The sequence below is a fragment of the Paenibacillus sp. FSL R5-0486 genome, from assembly GCF_037975155.1.
GTDB classification, from domain to species: Bacteria; Bacillota; Bacilli; order Paenibacillales; family Paenibacillaceae; genus Paenibacillus; species Paenibacillus amylolyticus.
This window is the reverse complement of record NZ_CP150237.1, coordinates 4,511,724-4,529,613: the sequence shown is the minus strand read 5'-3', so window position 1 is coordinate 4,529,613 and position 17,890 is coordinate 4,511,724. Positions and strand designations below refer to the sequence as shown.

Below are 17,890 nucleotides of genomic sequence, written 5' to 3'. Positions count from 1 at the left end.
GACAGAAAATAACGAGAAATTCCAATTTCTCAGTGATGAATCTATTCAATCTAAAAGTGTGGAGAGAATAACTGGTTGTTGTAAATTAAAATCTGATGATAAGCTCTCCTTTTGTATGTAAGATTAAGCTTTTTCGTTTACTTCGTGGAGAATGGAATCAATTAATTCATCATCAATCAGAGTGCTTGCTTTTTCGAGCGCCAATAGAATACCTTGTGGTTGTTCAAAAAAGACTGTAGAGAGAATAGGGGCAACCTCATCTAAATTAATCTTCTCAGCTTTGACCATACTGATCAAGGCAACAACGATCTCATGTCCCTCTACGTTACCTTCCATAAATCTTGTTCGTAAATGAGTTGCTACAATTTCGGTCTTTGACTGCGAGTACGCCATTACATTTCCCTCCAACGGTTTGAATATCTTAGCAGAGCTCCTCTTCATGCAAGTTTAAACCAGGTTAGATTAGGAGTTATCTTAACAATAATAAGGCAGATAGTTTAAATTATCAACAGCTACTAAGTCAATAAAATCGGATTTGGAATCATAGTTTTATCCAGCAAAAAAGACCCGGAGAGGGTCATTTTTTGGGTCTGCCTTCCCAATAATCAGGAAATCCGTTGTAATCCCATGCGTTCAGATTTTCGCTGTCGGCTTGAATGGCAACATCTGCTCCGGAACCAAAGTCAACACCTACGGTTTGCAGTTCTTTGGCCTTAATAACCAGTACCTTGCCGGGTGCACCTGCACATACCAGAGCAAGCTTCCACGGTGTCTGTTGGTAGATATGTTCCATTTGTTTGGATGCTGTGCTCACATGAGACCACGAGGGGCAGTCCACCGTTCCCACGATGCTTGTCCACCCGTATCTCCGCTCCAGAACTTCTCGATATTGCTCGGCCTTGGCTCCGCAGATCAGAATAGGCATGGTCTTGAATGTTTCATAGAATAACTTGAATCGGGCGATGTAATTATTCTCAAAAGCATAGAAGGTCTCTCTGGGCTCAACTTTGTAATATGCAAGGCACATATCGAATAACGGCTTGAAATACCAGTGATCTGTCTGGGTCAGATGTCCGACGTAATCCGCTTTTCGCAGGCAGTGTACGATAATTTCCCTCGCACTTGCATTGGGTAAGGTTATCCCGCAATAGGTAGGGTCGTTCAACCAGCCGTAATGAGACTTAATGAAATCCATAGTCAGAACGGTATCGTGGGCCAGAATGGTGTTGGAAGCATCCCCAAATCGGACAGAAGCATGGGCTTCTCCATCAGAGGCCATTTGGAACCAGTTGTGGATTAATTCTACACTCCCCAGCATGCTTGTCACCTTCTTTCCATGTGTGAATAATGGTTTTTTTGGTATACATATTCATCAACTCCTTCTGTACTAGAATAGGAAAAATGCTTCGTTCTCTCTCTTCTTTTGAGGAATCACTCCTTTTTAGTTCAATGTGCGAAGGTTATTGAGCAACAGTCTAGACTATGTAAAAAGGGAGAGGGGATGGACTGTGAAAAACGTATTTATAGGTAGTCCTGTACGTAACCGGGCTTGGATTATGGAACGGCACTTGCAATCACTTGAGCAACAAGCAGTGCAGAAGCATTATATGTACATCCTGAATGATAGTGAAGATCAGACGGAGCATATCCTTGATTGTCATCAGATTCCTTATCTGACTCATAATCTGGGGAGAACATATGGTTATATACGTGGACAATATTCCTATCACCACCTGGCGTTGTTGAGGAATATGCTTCTGGATGAGTTTCTGAAATCGGACTGTGATTATCTGTTCTCAATTGATACGGATATCATCATTCCTGAGGGTAGCCTACGGCAGTTAATGGATAATGACAAAGATATATGCGCCATGCTTATACGGAATCACCCAAAGTTGAAGGCTCATAATGCCATGATCGGCGGAAAACATATATCTGAATTCAAAGCGGGTTTGTTCCCGGTAGAACTGACAGGTGCCGTATATTTGATTAAGCGTGAAGTGATCGAAGCAGGGGTTCGATATGGTTCCCATCCAACAGGTGAAGATGCACCATTTTGTGAGCAAGCTAGAAGATTGGGGTTTGAACTGTTTGTAGATACTCGGTTGCGTCCCGTTCATGCCTATGCGGAAGGGGTGGAGTTGATTGCTCAATTGGCTGCTTCGTAGAAAACAACGAGAAAATCCGGTTTTTGAAAGTATAGAAATGACCATTGTCTACCCGCCCGCACTTGACTGGAACCTCTTGTTCCAACGTCCTCAGCAATTGATGACCGCCTTCTCTAATATTCCAGGTATACGGGCTATCTTTATCAATGAAGAAACCTACAGAAAGCAGACCCGCCCGATTGAAAAGTTAAATGAGGATCTGTTCCTTGTGCAGAAAGGTGTGAACTACGATCACCTGGTGAAAGGAAAGAAGGTACTCTGGTTCTCGAATCCAGGTCAGTACAATTATTCGGATGGACGGAAGTTTGATTTTACCGTATTTGATTACCTGGATAATTCGGCTGATGAGTTTGCTGTGTGGAAATCCTACATCCCGAAATGTTTTGACCGTGCAGATCTTATTGCCACGACTGCCAAGGTGATGTACGAGGCACATAAACATGACGGAAAACCAATCTTTATGTGCCCTAACGGGGCAGATTACCAACATTTTGAGAAAGCGCGGGCAATTCTGCCCAAACCGGCGGACTTCCCCGATGTTCATGAAGGGCAAAAGATTGTGGGTTTCCACGGTGCAATGGCATCGTGGGTGGATTATTCGCTGATTACCGCTATTGCAGATAAAGGTTATCATGTTGTTTTGATTGGAAACAATGCCCTCTATCAAAAAAATATTGTGCATCCCAATGTGACTTGTCTTCCGCACAAAGATTATAAGGTGCTTCCCGCCTACATTGCTCAATTCGATGTCTGTATCGTGCCATTCAAGCTGACAGAGATGATCCGTGGCTGCGATCCAATCAAGTATTACGAATATTTGTCAGCGGGCAAACCTGTGTTGACAACGCGTATGGAGGAAATTGTTCATAAGTACAGCGATGTAACTTACTTTATGAATCAGCATAATTGTGGATTGATGTTGGAGAAAGCGATTCGTGAGAATAGTGCTTCCAAAATTGCGGCAAGAGTAAGGGTGGCTAAGTCTAATAGCTGGGATGGCAGGGCAATGGATGCCGTGAAGATGATTAATCAGGTCATAGGAGGTATGAGAAATGAGAAATATATTTAAACGAATGTTTGGTAGCCAACCGACTACACCGACAATTGAGCTTGAAGAAATAGAGATTGACGCGACGGAGTTCAATGTTACGACATATACCCCAAACACGGATACAACGATTGTATATCTGCCTGCGATCGATTTCCATAGTGAACGATTCGGGCGTCGACCACAACGGCTGTTAAAAGCACTCGCGGAAGTAGGCTACAATGTAATATATATCAACTCCAGTGATGAGTTCTATCAGGTTGATGCCTTGGAGTATCCATATCCGGAGATTCCAAACTTTGTTGTAGCCCGTGTGGGCCAGAATGTCCGTACGCTGTTTCAGGGTGATCGCGTGATCTACTGGGTGAACGATAGCCGGCTGGCAAGTTCTGTCGAGACAGCATATCCTGATCTAGTCGTATTTGATTCGTTGACTGATCCGGATCAGTACGAGAAGCACAAACACAAGATGGAAGCTGTTGCTGACGTTGTCTTCATTACACCCGAGAGAATCTATGAGCATGGCAAATATTGCTCGCATGTTCATCTGGTTACTGCCGATGATTTTGAGATCAAGGAACGTGCAGAACAGGTAGCGCAAATTATAGATGCTTTGCCAAACAGAATGGCCCCTCTAATGTAGGGGTCTTTTCTTTGATCGTATATAGGCCTTTTCCTTTTGCAAAGATGACGGGGCTAATCGTGCTTCAATATATTTCGTTTACATTATCGTTAGGGATTGAAGATAGCGTTCTACACTATAAAAAGCAGAGACGGCGAACAGCCAGACGGGTTAAACGAAATGGATCTCCCGATCATCAAGTCAATTAACCTGATCCCGGCTTAAGCAAGTCTCAGTAGCTAAAATTACATACTATCCTAAGGAGTGGACTGTTCAATGGCTAAAAAAATGATTATCAAAGGTGTAGGTACGTTTATGGCTAAACGCCTTCCAAAAGATCCGATGGGCGAAATTGAGGTAGTTACCCTGGGTACTCTGCAAGATCTGAAAATTGACCTTAACGTGGAGCTTGAGGACATCTTTGGTGGTGACGGTCTGTTCGCCATTGATGTACTGGTGAAGTCCAAATCGATTGAAGTATCGGCAACAGACGCCAAGTTCGATCTGGATGCGATCCAGCTGATGATGGGTTCAACGGTACAAGAGCAAGTGAAGTCTTATGTATGGGTGCTGAATGAGCAGTCTACAGTGGCGGCAGGCGTATCCAATTCTGGCTTTGCTGAAGCCAAGCCAAAATATGCAAGTAAAATCTATGGAAGCAACGGTGGCATCACGGTTCGTCTCAAAGATTCCAACACATTGCTGAAACAACTCACTACTAAAGGAACAGCCGTGGAACCAAATGCGTTCTTCTACGACGAAGCAAATGGTGTAGTCATCCTGAATGCGGTCCATATCGATAAGGAGATTGTGCTGAACTACAAACGTGAAGAAACTGTAGACATGGTTGACCTGTTGGTTGACGAAGTACCATTCCCAATCTCTGTCGTTCATCACGGGACGTTCCAGCAAAAAGATGGTTCGTATGCAGGTGTTGAAACCGAGCTGTACATGTGCCGTGCAAAAGGTACATTCAGCATCAATGCCCAGCGCGCTGCCGCTTCTGCATCTGCAATCTCTTTGCAGATTCTTGACCCTGAACGTGCTGATGGAAAAATCGGCAGTATCAAACGCTTCAGCGCACCAAGCAAGATCTAATATCTAAATAAGGTTGATTGCTCCTGGCAAGGTATCAAACGGCATCTGTGTCCTCCCCTTCACAGAGCCTTGCCTTGCCAGGCTTTTTATTATATGGGGGAGAATGTCCTGGGGAGGTCTTTAAATTCATGGAAACAGAACAAGAAAAATCCGAGCGTGAGCTTGCGGAAAAGCTGAATGAGGAAGCGGCGAAACGAATCAAAGATGATCCGGAAAACAAACGGGTGACTCCGGAGGAAGTGGAAGCTGCTGAGCGTGCATTCTTTGAAGATGATGAGATTATTACGCTGCGGGATCGACGGAAATATCGTATTCCGCCATGTAACCTGAAGGATGCCCGCCGTCTGATGAAGTTGCTAAAAACGGTGAATATCGATGCCATTATTCTTAACTTCATTCCGACTGAGAATGATGAACTGGATGAAAAGCGGCAGCAGGATTTATTTGATGTATTGGCAATGGCATTCAAAAACTATCCACATATCGTTACCAAAGATGAGCATGGTGAGTATACCATCAATCGAGAGTATCTGGATGAGTACCTTGATCTGAACACAGCTCGCAAAGTCATTGATTTGCTCATTGGACTCAATGGTTTAAAAAAGTAGAACGCACCGAGGGGGAGTCTTTGGAGGGAACCGAAATCCGTGATACGGAAACACAGGAACCTGTTCACTGGGGAGAAATCTTCTTCACCCTCCATAAACACTGTGGGCTGAACAAGTGGGAGATTTGGGAGTACACACTCCCTCAGGTTGCGGAGCTGTGCAAGTCAGCCGAGAAATATATTCAATTTGAGGTTGAACTTATGACAGCACCTCTTCGCATGTTCGGTGGCGGTGGGGGCGAGGAAGTTGAAGAAGATGGGACCGTCAGACGTAAAAGAACCTTCAATGACGAGGATTACACGGAGATATCAGAAGATGATATCGGTATGCTTGCACAAGCGCTCGGAGGATAAGAGAGAGATATCCCGTTTTGCCTAAATGAAGGTAGAACGGGATTTATGCATAAAGGCGGTGATTCTTTTGACTGAAACAGAAGGACAAGGAGATAAACATTCCTTAACACAAGAAATATTAACGGATAAGGATCAATTAACTGGACAAAACGCAGTACTGAAAGAGAGTTCCGCTTCAGGCGTTAGCACACTGATTAGACGAGTGGAGACAATCAGAAGTGATATGCAGTCGCAAATGATTGAAACACTGACTACCGATTTGGAGCACTTTTATCGTGGAGCGTTCAGTGAAATGAAGGATGTATCTGCAGCTGGCTCGCAGGGGTTGATAGACTCCGTGATGAATACGATGAAATATATTTCAGCAGGTGAAACCAAGGGGTATTCAACAACATTACTCAAGAAATCCCTTGACTCGTCGCAGCAGATGGATCAACAGATGAGCCGGGCCGACCAAAATATGGAGCTTAGATCGTCTGGCACAACAAATGACAGTGGGCAATTCACACAAACCGGAACGGTCAAAAATCTGCAACAAATTGCACTGCAACATGGTATGGATCAGGAAGATGTAGGTCTTGCCTATCGCATTGGTTCTCGTAATTATGATCATTCATCTGAAGCTGTAGCGTTTGCTGAAGAAGTAGCCAAGCTGTATTCAGTGGGCAATATGGATGTAGAACAGACGGCAACAGGTCTGGAAGCTGTTACTCCGGCATGGGGAAGCAGTAGCTTTGATCTGTCCCAAGTCACAGACATGATGATCAGAGCTTCAACGATGTTGGATGTTGGCATTCAGGACTTGATGGATATGATGCGTCAAACCCTTCCAATGGTTGGTAATCCTGATGGAACGCTTGCACAAGAGGATGCATTAGCCAACTGGATTAGCAAGGCTGGATTGTTGGTTCAGTCAAAAGGAGATCATCCTCAGCAGGGCTTTGCATCGAATCGAGTTAGATTCGATCTTCTTGCTGAACAAGTGAAGGCTACGGATGCAAACGCGTCGATCCATCAGCGCACCGGTAGTAGAGACAACCTTCAATTCCGACAACGAGAGATCGAAATCGCATTTCAGATTGCAACACATGAGGCGATGCAAGGGTTGAAAGAGGAATTTGCCGAGCTGGGCGATTATCTTATCGCAGTCATGCGGTTAATTGGAGATCGTACGGGTGGCATTGTTGATCATATGGAATTGCTTAACCGAATTATGGATGAAGTCGGTGTTCAGGTTGCGTGGGATAAGTTCGGTGAAGTGATGAATGAAGGCGATCAGAAGCGATACCGTGCTACAAATGCGGATCCAGGGGAAGTCGAAAATACGGGGAGCAACGTTCCCGAGCCACTTCGAGTCAGGGATGTGCAACGTGCTGGTGTAGCGCAAGAAATGGGCAGACAGCAGAGTCGTCTACAGACTCTGGATCATCGCAGAACAGAAATTCAAAGTAGGGCCGCAGCCAAGCAAGGTGAGGTACTTCAGGCTCGGACTAACCGAGATCATCAACATAAAATGTACAATCAGGCTATACAAGATGGGGATACAGCGGCTTCTTCCATTCATGCAGAAGAACGTGACGAAGCTGAGAAGCGAGTCAAAACGTATAGTCGAGAACTTCTTCTGTTGCGAGAAGAAATGCATTCACTCGATATTCAGATTGCAAAGACGAAGCGAAGCCTTGAGTTTCTAGGGCGAGAGTTGGATGACACGAGTAGAGCAATGATGCAACTTGAACACCAAGCTAGAGTTTTGATGATGGCGATGGATGACATGGACCTCGATGCGGTTGAACTACGAAATAAGTTGTATTTCCTTAATGCTGAGTTTACATACGGTTCAACCGATGTTCAACGGTACGAATCCGAGATCCAGAAGTTGCGTAAACAGTCAACTCTATTGAATGATGTTCTCTCCACATTGAGAACCGAAGTCAATGAGTTAAATGCTTCTTTTAGACAAGGCATGATCGATGCTACAGCATACATATCCAAACTGAAGGAACTTGAACAGGTTCAGCTCGCGAGTATGATGAGTGGTCCAGGAGGATTGTTAGTTACTCAAGGTGCAGGAAGTGTTGGATCCCCTGGATCCCCTGTTAAGGATGACAAGGAAGACTCAGCAAACAAGCCTTTTTTAGAGAGACATCAAGATTTTATCAATGACGTTATTAAGGATATGGCTAAATCAAAGATTGAGGAAGTTATGGATTTTGGTTCAGAGAAGAAGAAGAAGGACAAGCCGAAGCGACGAGGGATAAAACAGAGATTCGAAGATATGAAAGAAGTCGGTAGTAAAAAAGCATTTTTTAACGGTCATGCACCTATTCGTGACAAGGACGGGAACGTACTAAGAGGTCCAGATAAACCTGATGGAACCCCTGGAGATATCCTTACCCAACGTGATATTACAAGCGAGCGTAAGAAAAAAGGAGACATTCCAGGGAAATTAGCAAAGCTCGGCAAGTTCGGTAAGTCTATACTGAAACCCCTAAAAGCCGTTCCTTATCTTGGGGCTGCCATGACTGCTGTGGATGTAGTGTCCGGTCTTGTTGATCCGCTGAGTAATATGGGTAAGTCAGAAGCGGAGAAGCAAAGTATTCGTGCAACAAATAAAGAGGAACTGGCCAAGGATTTTAAAGATATGGAGCAGTCTTCAGTTGTAGGTAAAGTGTGGAAAGGCCTTAACCTTGGAATGGATGCAGTTGTTAAGGGAGGAATCAGCAGCCTATTTGGTAACAATGCAACGAATAACAAGTTCGGGGACTACTGGAAGGGATTTAAGGCGGTATGGAGCGAAGACGGCGGAGATGCAGTTGAGAAGAAACTGGGCAAGGAATACAACTATAAGCAGGAGAAAAAAGAAGCCCAGATTCAAATGGATAAAGAGTCTGGAAAACCGCCTGGGGACAACAAACAACAACAACCGCAGATACAATACATTCAACCTCAAATGCAGTATATTCCTGCTGCGGGTGGAATAGGAACTATTGCTAACGGTTATAGGCCACAGCCGCAAAGCAATGGTATTGATGAAATGATCGCCAAGATTAATCGGCAGCTTAACAAATCGACAAGTGATAACGAAACCAATTACCAAGTCACTCGATCCCGTCTGTTGATTAGTGGTGTTCGCGAAGATTCTGGTCAGATGCGCGCGCTAATGGAGAAATATTTGCAAGAGAATATCAAGTTCTTCGATAAGGCCATTGCAAGTTTACAGAAGACGTACGACAAGATGGCTGAAGGTAAGGATAAAGATGAACTGGGCCTGGAGATCAATGAGAAGAAACAGCAGAAGGCACAATCAGAGCTTGAACTGAATGGTGTTAAAAACAGCCAGATTGATGAGCTTAGACGCAAGATGAATGATCAGTTTGAGTTGACGCAGTTGGATTATGATAAACGAATGTATGATCTTCTTACGGCTAATGGGGGGAAGGAAGATGCACCAGAATTAATTGCATTGAACAAATCCCGTGCATCTGAAATGAACTCACAAATAAGTTCGATCAAGCAAGATTGGAAGAATCTGCTGAATAGTGGTTTGTTTAAACCAGGATCAAATGAATATATGGAGATTTTTAAACAAATCCAGGCATTGGGTGTAGAACAGTCCAAAAATTTGTATGAAATTAGCAAAAAAATGGATAAACCGATATCTTCTTTCAACATTCCAGCAGGTCTTAAGGTCATGGATTACTTTGACTACATGACGACGAACAATACACATAAAAGTGTGATGGTTGGCTCGGGGGATGTTACGGTTCATGTGAACATCGATAATATGACAGGCAGCACAAAAGATGTGGAGAGACTTACATCTACGTTGGACAAGACACTACGGCAGAACAGTCCTGGTATTGCAAACCGAATGGCCAGCAATGTTGGTGCGGGAATGGGAAGTAATCATATCCCCAGATAAAATAGGTAAGGAGGGCATCTGATATGACGCAGCAAGACCCGTTTGGCTTAGTTAATGACCGGTATAAAAGAAAGCTGTATATAGATACAGGCATGAAGTTCGAGCCAGTGAACGGAAGAATTATTGATCCGTACTCTTCACCATCGCCCAATCCGCAAGTGAGGGAAATTAAAATGATTAATGCTCCCTCGCATTTTCATCAGATGGGCGTGTCTTCATACAAGGCCATCATTAACATCTTGTTTAAAGATAAACAATCCTATCACGACTACGTCATGTACGTAGGCTGGACACACAAATTTTATGATGAGAAGGGCAATATTTATGTTGGTGTTGTAGAGTCCATCAAAGTTGACCCTATTTTCTACCATCAGGATACGATGGATAAAGATCAAAAGGGGTACAAGGTCGAATTGACCATGACCCTGATCAAAAAAGATGGTTATGACCGTAAGAGTGCAATACAGTTTCAGGATTTACAGACGACAGAAGGAAAGGACCACTGGGCAAGAGATTCCATTGAACGCTTGGCTGATTTGGGGCTGACGGTTGTAACACAATTGGATGGCACCCCAATTCTATATTTCAGACCGGAAAACTTTATAACCAGAGCAGAGTTTGTTACTTTCCTGATGCGAACCAAGCGTCTGCTGGAACGAACAATTCGAGAGTAGGGTGACCTACTCTCTTTTCTGTCTATTCTAAAGATAGGAGGTGTTTATCATACGAAAATGGGTTGATGTAAACGAAGGGGACTGGTTCTATAACGATGTCATGGAAGCCACGAATATGGTTTTGGAAGATGGTGAAGTCTTTGTGGCCGGGATTAACTACAACAAGTTTGAGGAAGGCAAGCCTTTTGTATATGAAGAAATCAAAGGGAAAGCGGGGCAAACCTCATTTAGTCTGCCTGTGCTGATTAAACCAACAGATGACAATCCACTGTATGTGTTTATTGATGGTGTTCAAACGATCTACCAAACGGCTGAAACCAATAGTAAGGGATTAACCGATGTGGAGTTGTATACCGGTGTGAAAGCAGGACAGGTGGTGTCCTTCTGTAGTTATGGAGAACCGTTGCTAGACAGTGCTTGGAAAAGGCCACCCGTGTCCTGGACTGGAGATCTGCCCAGAGCTGAACTTAGTGCAGCGACGACCTATTTCTACGATCCATTCAGTCGTAATCATCAGGAATATTTGTATGCTGCAGGCCAACCGCTTCGCAGACTCAGTATTCCTTCCGAGGTATGGGGTGATACCATGGGGGATGCCGCGGCGGTAACCAAAATTGCAACAAAGGCTATTGGTTACCGAACGGATGTATATTGTGTCAGCCCTGGGGGCTCGGTGTTCCTTCCTTTTAATCTGAACGGTGTCACTTGCAAGTTCAATTATTGGACGAAGAATAACAAATTCAAGAGTGAAGATATCAAAGCGACAACCCTCAAACCAGCATACAACAATTGTTTCTTTCCTAATGCCATTATACAGCGGGGAGAAGCCTTTCATCTGATTAATAAGTTACGCAAGGTGTTCTATGCCAGATTTACGGACATGAAAGCACCAACGACGGGGATTAATCAGCCTATTACGGCATTTCAGGGACAACGAGTTTTTAGACTTAACGGCAATTATCCGGCAGGTAAAAAGAAACTTAAAATTACAGTGAAATTCAAAGACGAAAAAAAAGATAAAGTCCAAGAAACACCGGCTTATTCGGAAATTGACAACCATACGGTTGTTTTCAATCAACCTTTCTCAGAAGGCGACGAAGTGACGTTCTATTATCTCAAAGATGTGAGCGAGAGGTTCGCAGACGTTGGCAAAGATTCGGCCATATATTATCGGGACAAAAATGAGCGGGTAGAGCAGTCCAAAGACGCTTTCTGGAAAATAGCCGTCTCGGAAATGGAAGACGAAACATTTGCGAACAATGATCCACTAATTAATGGCATTCCTATCAAGAAAAAGGTGGATGGTGCAGCGGAAGTCACGGATATGGGAAGACCTGTAGGTGGTACGGACGAGGAAGAGATATGGTTCCTTGGAAATTCCGCTATGACACGGGCTGAAGCCGCAGCTTTCCTGGACCGATTCATGAAATGGACCATCGAGCGATTCAAGTAAGGGGGAGATTACAATATGATTCCAATTTCGGATGAGGTTATGAATGTGCTGTCCCAACGTCTGAAGCTGGGGGAAGGAGCGCTTCCCAATATCCGTGTCGAAGTAGATCGGTTGGCCTTTATCCCGGGACGGACGGAAGAGTTCAGGCATATCGTTAACGAGCAGATACCCATCATCAGTACAGAATCCGTTTGGGTGGATGAGTCGAGTAATGGTATATATAGCGGTTCGACTCAAGCGGATGCTCAGGAGATTTGTTTCCCGATCAAAGGTAAAACGTTTATTACTACTCCTGTGACAGATAAATTTGGTAGTCCTCGTGATAGCGCGTCAAAAATTCACCGAGGCATCGATTTGTCAGAAAAGATCGGGACGCCAATTTTGGCTGCGTGGGCCGGAAAAGTAGTCCGAACATCCTTGAATAAAACAGAAGGTGCTGGTAATGCCGTAAATATTAGACATGCTAATGGTGTAATCACCAAGTATTTTCACCTGAAAGAAATTCTCTGTTCGGTGGATGATGAAGTAGCTCAAGGGGCTGTCATTGGAACGCTAGGCAATACAGGTGGCGTATATACCGGTGGGCATAAGGTGTCCCCGGCTGAACGTGCGGCGGGCAAGGGAAAACATCTACATTTTGAAATTTGGGAAGGAGTCAATCCAACAACGAGAACCGGAGAGGGAGGCAAGCCAGTTAATCCTGAATTGTATTTCAAGGGCCAGCGCAAGTTACACGGAAATGCGAAAACAACATTTACTGATGTAAAGCCGGTTCAGGTTGAAGGATATCCCGGAGAGATCAAACTGAATGAGAAGTTCGACAAGCGAAACTGGCATGAGAAAAACGTTTATACAACCGGATTGAAATTTTCGGATTATGCCAAGATTGAATCGGGCTGGACTATGTTTGATTCAGGAGGAAAATTGCTATACACCTTTGAAGGCAAAGCCGCCGTAGCTGAATTTGAGATTAACGTGACAAAACTGAGTATGCCCACGCAAGGGCTGCTTAGTATTGGAATGGGGACTAATTTTAGCGATGCGGAAGGGGATTCTTTCGCCGTGGTGATCGATGGTAAAACGTATGCCTATGTGAATAAGTTTAACGGGGCATATGATCTGACCAAACTGACGGAATTGAATAATATTGTGATCCCTGCAAAAGCCAAGAGTATCAAGATTAAGGTGACCTATGGGGGGAAACAAAACCCCGCTGTCCCAACCGGGTCTGTTCCTGCTTCGAGTAAGAAGTATAAAAAGTTCGCCATTGATTATATTCGCATACAAGAGTTGTCGCCTGCTCCGTTGAAGAATCAAAAGAGTGAAGAAGGGCTAGATCCATCTAAAGGATATTATCAAACGAACAGCTACGGAGATTTTATTAATAATAGAAGGACAGAGACGGATGTTATTCAGGTCGGGTCTTTTGTCTATATGGACACGCAGGTTCTTCCCAATATCATTAGTGCCGAAATCGATGATCAGTTTGATTCTGAAGCCCGGGAAGCACGGCTGACCATCTCCAATCCAAGAGGATTCTTCTCTCCGGATTATAATCCTGCTTATTTTCCTGAGCTTGGTGGTGTACCGTCTCCATGGTCTTATTTTGCAAACGGATTCCATATCGGGGTTCTGAGTGAAAATACACCGATACGCATATATATGGGATATGGTCAGCACATGATGCGGGTATTTACGGGACTGATTGACAAGGTGGACATCAATGGCGAAGGCTCCACGCTGGAGATTACGGCCCGAGATATGTACAAGCGCATTATCGAGAAAGTCATTTCCGAGAAAAAAGCCTATCCAGAGGTAGAAGAGATTGACAATGTGCCAGATCCGGTGCCGCCTGCAGCAGTTGGCACGGACCGTACATCATCCATTATTCAGGCTGCCCAGGCCCAAGCTGCGGCGTATGGTGTACCTGATCATAAGTTTTTGCTTGCAATATGCAGGCACGAGACTGTTTTGGGAACACAAGGGAAGGGCACAGAAGAAAATGGAAGCTTTATTCTTGGATATGGCTGTCCTAGTAAAAGTGCTTGCAATCCCCTTTACAAGGGAATTCAGGAGCAAATGAAGCGCGGAGCAGAACGGATGTCCAAGGCGCTGGCTTCCAGAGGGAAAAAAGTGAGTTCCAAGGCGGATGTACTTTATTTCCATAATGGTGGAGACATTGCTCCCATGACCTGGAGTCAGGATCGGGAGAATTGGGTGAACAAGGTATGGACCTTTTATCAGGAGATGCTTGCAGACCCGGCAAGCTGGACCATTACAGCAACCTCCACTCCCGCAGTTACACCAACACCAGCTCAGCCTGTAGAATTTGAAAAGCCGGCTTGGGTCAAATCTACGGTAGTACTAGATCTCGTTAAACATGCAGGTATGGTGGGTTGGCGGGCTACCAGTGAGGATCGCTCTTATCCTGACTACGTGATTGACGAGACCTATCTGATTGAGGTAAATCAGAAGACGGGTAGGGTCATTGTCCCCGTACCGGGTCAAGAAGGTGAGTTTGAAGTCAAGGATGCAAGTACAGTGCTGACACCGAATGGATGGCTTAATCCATTTATTGAGGAGTATGGCAGGACGTTTGAGCAATGGTCTGCCAAAGTTACGGAAGCTGTTCAGGAGGTGATCTCGGAGATTCCGTATCGAAGCTACTGTGACCGTTATGGTACGTACCGACTGGAGCGCTTGAATTATGACAAACCGGTCGTGGCAGAGTTTTCCGAGAATGACAATCTGATCTCCATAACCAAATCTACAGACTGGTCCAGAGGAAGAAGTCACATCGTAGTTATCGACTCGAATGATAGTCAGAGCAGTTTCGTAGACAAGGAGATTTTACTCGAACTCAAAGGAGAAATTCGAACCATGGTGCTGGCCGTTCCTTGGGCGAAGACGGTTGAAGCCAAGAGACAGGTGGCAGAACGAGCTTTTTTTGATATGAAACGGATGTGCCGTACGCTTCAGGTATCCATTCCTGCGAATCCTGCGCTTGATCTGCTCGACAACGTTATTGTGACGGATAAAACGACCACCACACGAGCTGTATATACGATTAAAAGTATTAAAACCAGTTATTCGGTTGACCGTGGCATGTTACAGGTCATTGATATGATGTGGGCAAGAAAGGGAGTGATGGTGTAATGGCCGGCATTGTGAATGAAAATATTGTATTTCCCGTGCTGGATCTAATCCATCGGGAGCTTCGCAGATATAGCAGTATCTCCAATTCGAATGTTTCTCCCCTTGAAGGTGAACCTTCCGTTACATTATATCGGGAGCACATGCAGGACCCGGACCGGGTGACTGGAGCAGACCTCTTGTATGAATCGGCATGGAAGGTTTCGATCTGGATGAAGTTTGGCTCAGAGGATGAGGAAGACTTTCCTTCCGGGGTGGGCTATTCCCACCCGGATTATGATTATTACAAGTATTTCAGGCTAACGCAGGTGACGGCCCGTACATATGATCCGAGTGGAGAGTCGATGTTCACTTACAATATTGGTCTAAATTATGATGACGAAGGACGCTTAACTGGAACGAGCGTAAGTCGTATATAACATGTAGGAGGTGGTTCCATGGCATTTAATGTATCTTACATCGCGGGTGGCGTCATCGACAAAGTGCGCGAGCTGCCGTACCCACACTTCAGTAAAAAGACGATCCCGTTCATTCGGGGACAGATGTTGGACATTCCGGCGGCGAAGACCACCAAGTCTGATACGTTCACCTTGGCGTATGACACAGAGTTTCTGAGCATTGCATTTGCTGCGAGCCACTACTGTGTCGGCGATTACTGGGAGCTGATGATTGGGACGGAGAAGGTATGTCGTACCATCTATACGAAGGAACTTCCCGAGTCGGTTTCCATGGGTAACAGTTTCGGAATTGTCTACCCGATTCCGGCGGGAACGACCATCACGTTTGACTTTTTTAACGCGGTGGCTGAAGCCAAGTCGGTCTGGTACAACATCAAATTTTTGAGATAAGGAGGGTGACGATGGCACTGCAAAAACCGCAGACGAACTTTGCCGCTTATATTGACGGAGAGTCGGAAGCACAAAAGTTGATCAACACGCTGGCCGATGAAATCGTAGGTGCTGATATTCCCAGAGTAGAGGGCGGGATTGACGCCAATCGCTGGGAGAAAGTCTATGAGGCAGAGCAAGATTACTGGGTAACTTATACCCCTAAAACTCGGCCTAATATCCAAGGGAAGTACCTTCATACGGATGGTAACTTGTATGATGTGGTTAAAATTCCTGACTACAGTAAACTTAAGTTTAAAGATGGAACACCAGCTGTTGAAGATGATGGTTTCCTTTATGAAGTGAGTTCGGTATATTGGGATCAAATTGTCGAAGGTGGTAGCCGTCCCACAGTTAGAGAAAAGGATTACGGTAATTACAAGACCGGCAGAAAGATTCAAGTTGTTCAGTTTTCTTATACGGATAAGACAGGAGCTAATATTTTTGTAGACGTTCCTAATCAGCTAGCTACATTGGTAACAGATCTCACTAAACCTGATGGTGTTACTGCCTACATTGTAAAGCAGAAGCAAACGCTTAGTACAAGTGACGTAGTTTACTTGGACGACTGGAATGAATTTGAGTTAGTTACGGAGCTTCCTGATGACTGGAACTACAGTCTTAAGACAGCTTATCAGTGGGAATATGTAAGATATTTTGACTATTACGGAGACTGGACTTCTTTGAAGTCTAGTATTGTGGAACCTGGTAAATCAAAATACACGTTTACTGAGCGATATTATACTGCGGATCCCGTTCATGATGTGCCTTCTAGAGTAGTGATTAAAGGTACGCCAACTGTACCAACTGGAATTCCTGTGCGAGAGTACTCTGTAATGTTGGAACAACCAACGAATGATTGGAACTATATTAATATTTATTATGGTGAAGAGTTTGAAGGTATAAACACAAGTGGAGATTCAACGACTACATATAGAGGAGCTTGTGATCCAGCTACGGTTAAACCGGGGTTAACACCTACAGTTATAGATCAAGCCAAGGCACAAGCCATTTACGAGATGTGGAACACAGATATGATTGTCAAAACATTCATCCCACCGTCCACGAAGTGGAAGCTGGACTATGATGGCAAGACAGAGATCGTAAGTCCGGCAGCTCGCTTTTTCCACGGCAGACATTCTACCACGTCATGGTTGCCTAACAAAAAACGCAGACCGGATTACCTGGTAGCTTACACTTTATCGGTAAACAATGATCGAGTAGTTCTTGTTCTGGAAGGTGATCCTTCACCGAATATTCATAGCTATTACCGCAGTTTTGGATACATAGGCAAGATCGTTCCGTTCAATGATTACGACCATGGAGGAAACTTTGGTGTCACCGTTGGCATGGGTGATCTGCGAACAGATATGACAGGTTATACGAAAAATGATATTCTCACGGATCTTAATCCGGATATCTATGCCAAATACGGTGAGTACACTTCAAATGGTATGGACTCCATGTCCATGTTGAAGACACGCAGTAATGTCTTGTTCCAGCGGTATTACCCGGCATTTATTTCGCATCTTCCGAACTATCCTTCTGTGGGTAAACTTCCCCCAGGCCTTTCTAAATTGATTGTAGATACAGATGGGTTCCAGAAATCCCTCTGGACAGGAAAGTATCACGCGAGCCCAATCTACCTTGTGCATCAGGCAGAAGGATACCGAGGTTATATGGACGGTGTAGTTGCGATATACGACCATAATTTGGTCAATCGCGATGAATTAATCGTAGATACAGAAATTCTGAAAGATCCTTCCAAACCTGCGTTGGGTACGTGGACAGAGGTTTACAAGTTTTTCAGTATCAAGAGTCCGTTGAATCTATTCAAGCATTCCCCATCACCAGATGTAATTACGATTGCATTTTTGAAAGAGATAAAATAAGGAGGATTACAT

15 protein-coding genes are annotated in these 17,890 nt (G+C 44.5%); 13 read left to right on the top strand and 2 right to left on the bottom strand.

Annotated elements, in window-relative coordinates; all coding sequences use genetic code 11:
- Positions 1 to 123 precede the first annotated feature (123 nt).
- Positions 124 to 393 carry a hypothetical protein gene (locus tag MKY01_RS20110; protein WP_036607821.1) on the bottom strand — a complete coding sequence of 90 codons (270 nt, stop codon included), beginning with the start codon at positions 391 to 393 and terminating at the stop codon, positions 124 to 126.
- 184 nt (positions 394 to 577) lie between these two features.
- Positions 578 to 1,318, bottom strand: a complete 741-nt coding sequence (locus MKY01_RS20105) for a GT-D fold domain-containing glycosyltransferase (protein WP_127550998.1) — start codon at positions 1,316 to 1,318, stop codon at positions 578 to 580.
- 190 nt (positions 1,319 to 1,508) lie between these two features.
- On the opposite strand from MKY01_RS20105, the gene MKY01_RS20100 reads away from it, so the two are divergent.
- The 13 genes from MKY01_RS20100 (at position 1,509) to MKY01_RS20040 (ending at position 17,878) form a co-directional block, all read left to right on the top strand.
- Complete coding sequence (locus MKY01_RS20100) at positions 1,509 to 2,168, top strand: hypothetical protein (RefSeq protein ID WP_253501509.1); 660 nt, start codon at positions 1,509 to 1,511, stop codon at positions 2,166 to 2,168.
- Positions 2,146 to 3,237 carry a glycosyltransferase gene (locus MKY01_RS20095; RefSeq protein WP_339283289.1) on the top strand — a complete coding sequence of 364 codons (1,092 nt, stop codon included), beginning with the start codon at positions 2,146 to 2,148 and terminating at the stop codon, positions 3,235 to 3,237. The genes MKY01_RS20100 and MKY01_RS20095 overlap by 23 nt, the downstream gene beginning before the upstream one ends.
- Complete coding sequence (locus MKY01_RS20090) at positions 3,221 to 3,859, top strand: hypothetical protein (RefSeq protein ID WP_339283288.1); 639 nt, start codon at positions 3,221 to 3,223, stop codon at positions 3,857 to 3,859. The genes MKY01_RS20095 and MKY01_RS20090 overlap by 17 nt, the downstream gene beginning before the upstream one ends.
- Positions 3,860 to 4,114: 255 nt before the next feature.
- Positions 4,115 to 4,936: a hypothetical protein gene (locus MKY01_RS20085; protein ID WP_339283287.1), complete on the top strand. Its 822-nt coding sequence runs from the start codon at positions 4,115 to 4,117 to the stop codon at positions 4,934 to 4,936.
- Positions 4,937 to 5,064: 128 nt separating this feature from the next.
- Positions 5,065 to 5,544: a hypothetical protein gene (locus MKY01_RS20080; protein ID WP_339186672.1), complete on the top strand. Its 480-nt coding sequence runs from the start codon at positions 5,065 to 5,067 to the stop codon at positions 5,542 to 5,544.
- A gap of 20 nt (positions 5,545 to 5,564) precedes the next feature.
- Positions 5,565 to 5,897 carry a hypothetical protein gene (locus tag MKY01_RS20075; protein WP_223199730.1) on the top strand — a complete coding sequence of 111 codons (333 nt, stop codon included), beginning with the start codon at positions 5,565 to 5,567 and terminating at the stop codon, positions 5,895 to 5,897.
- Positions 5,898 to 5,964: 67 nt separating this feature from the next.
- A complete protein-coding gene (locus MKY01_RS20070; RefSeq protein WP_339283286.1) occupies positions 5,965 to 9,819 on the top strand; it encodes a hypothetical protein in 3,855 nt (1,284 codons plus the stop codon).
- A 23-nt stretch (positions 9,820 to 9,842) separates the two neighbouring features.
- Complete coding sequence (locus tag MKY01_RS20065) at positions 9,843 to 10,493, top strand: S-layer homology domain-containing protein (RefSeq protein WP_036672295.1); 651 nt, start codon at positions 9,843 to 9,845, stop codon at positions 10,491 to 10,493.
- A 115-nt stretch (positions 10,494 to 10,608) separates the two neighbouring features.
- Complete coding sequence (locus tag MKY01_RS20060; RefSeq protein ID WP_339283285.1) at positions 10,609 to 11,946, top strand: hypothetical protein; 1,338 nt, start codon at positions 10,609 to 10,611, stop codon at positions 11,944 to 11,946.
- A gap of 15 nt (positions 11,947 to 11,961) precedes the next feature.
- Positions 11,962 to 15,102, top strand: a complete 3,141-nt coding sequence (locus tag MKY01_RS20055) for a M23 family metallopeptidase (protein ID WP_339283283.1) — start codon at positions 11,962 to 11,964, stop codon at positions 15,100 to 15,102.
- Entirely contained in the window at positions 15,102 to 15,518 is a 417-nt protein-coding gene (locus MKY01_RS20050; RefSeq protein WP_339283281.1) for a hypothetical protein, read from the top strand. The genes MKY01_RS20055 and MKY01_RS20050 overlap by 1 nt, the downstream gene beginning before the upstream one ends.
- Positions 15,519 to 15,536: 18 nt before the next feature.
- Complete coding sequence (locus tag MKY01_RS20045; protein WP_076251166.1) at positions 15,537 to 15,947, top strand: hypothetical protein; 411 nt, start codon at positions 15,537 to 15,539, stop codon at positions 15,945 to 15,947.
- A gap of 11 nt (positions 15,948 to 15,958) precedes the next feature.
- On the top strand, positions 15,959 to 17,878 hold the full coding sequence (locus MKY01_RS20040) for a hypothetical protein (RefSeq protein WP_339283280.1): 1,920 nt from the start codon (positions 15,959 to 15,961) through the stop codon (positions 17,876 to 17,878).
- Positions 17,879 to 17,890: the final 12 nt, after the last annotated feature.

Excerpts from the sequence above, each read along its gene's own strand:
- MKY01_RS20080 (WP_339186672.1), top strand. The coding sequence starts at position 5,065 with ATGGAAACAGAACAAGAAAAATCCGAGCGTGAGCTTGCGGAAAAGCTG.
- MKY01_RS20110 (WP_036607821.1), bottom strand. The coding sequence starts at position 393 with ATGGCGTACTCGCAGTCAAAGACCGAAATTGTAGCAACTCATTTACGA.
- MKY01_RS20040 (WP_339283280.1), top strand. The coding sequence starts at position 15,959 with ATGGCACTGCAAAAACCGCAGACGAACTTTGCCGCTTATATTGACGGA.
- MKY01_RS20045 (WP_076251166.1), top strand. The coding sequence starts at position 15,537 with ATGGCATTTAATGTATCTTACATCGCGGGTGGCGTCATCGACAAAGTG.
- MKY01_RS20055 (WP_339283283.1), top strand. The coding sequence starts at position 11,962 with ATGATTCCAATTTCGGATGAGGTTATGAATGTGCTGTCCCAACGTCTG.
- MKY01_RS20050 (WP_339283281.1), top strand. The coding sequence starts at position 15,102 with ATGGCCGGCATTGTGAATGAAAATATTGTATTTCCCGTGCTGGATCTA.
- MKY01_RS20065 (WP_036672295.1), top strand. The coding sequence starts at position 9,843 with ATGACGCAGCAAGACCCGTTTGGCTTAGTTAATGACCGGTATAAAAGA.
- MKY01_RS20090 (WP_339283288.1), top strand. The coding sequence starts at position 3,221 with ATGAGAAATATATTTAAACGAATGTTTGGTAGCCAACCGACTACACCG.
- MKY01_RS20105 (WP_127550998.1), bottom strand. The coding sequence starts at position 1,318 with ATGCTGGGGAGTGTAGAATTAATCCACAACTGGTTCCAAATGGCCTCT.
- MKY01_RS20060 (WP_339283285.1), top strand. The coding sequence starts at position 10,609 with ATGGTTTTGGAAGATGGTGAAGTCTTTGTGGCCGGGATTAACTACAAC.
- MKY01_RS20085 (WP_339283287.1), top strand. The coding sequence starts at position 4,115 with ATGGCTAAAAAAATGATTATCAAAGGTGTAGGTACGTTTATGGCTAAA.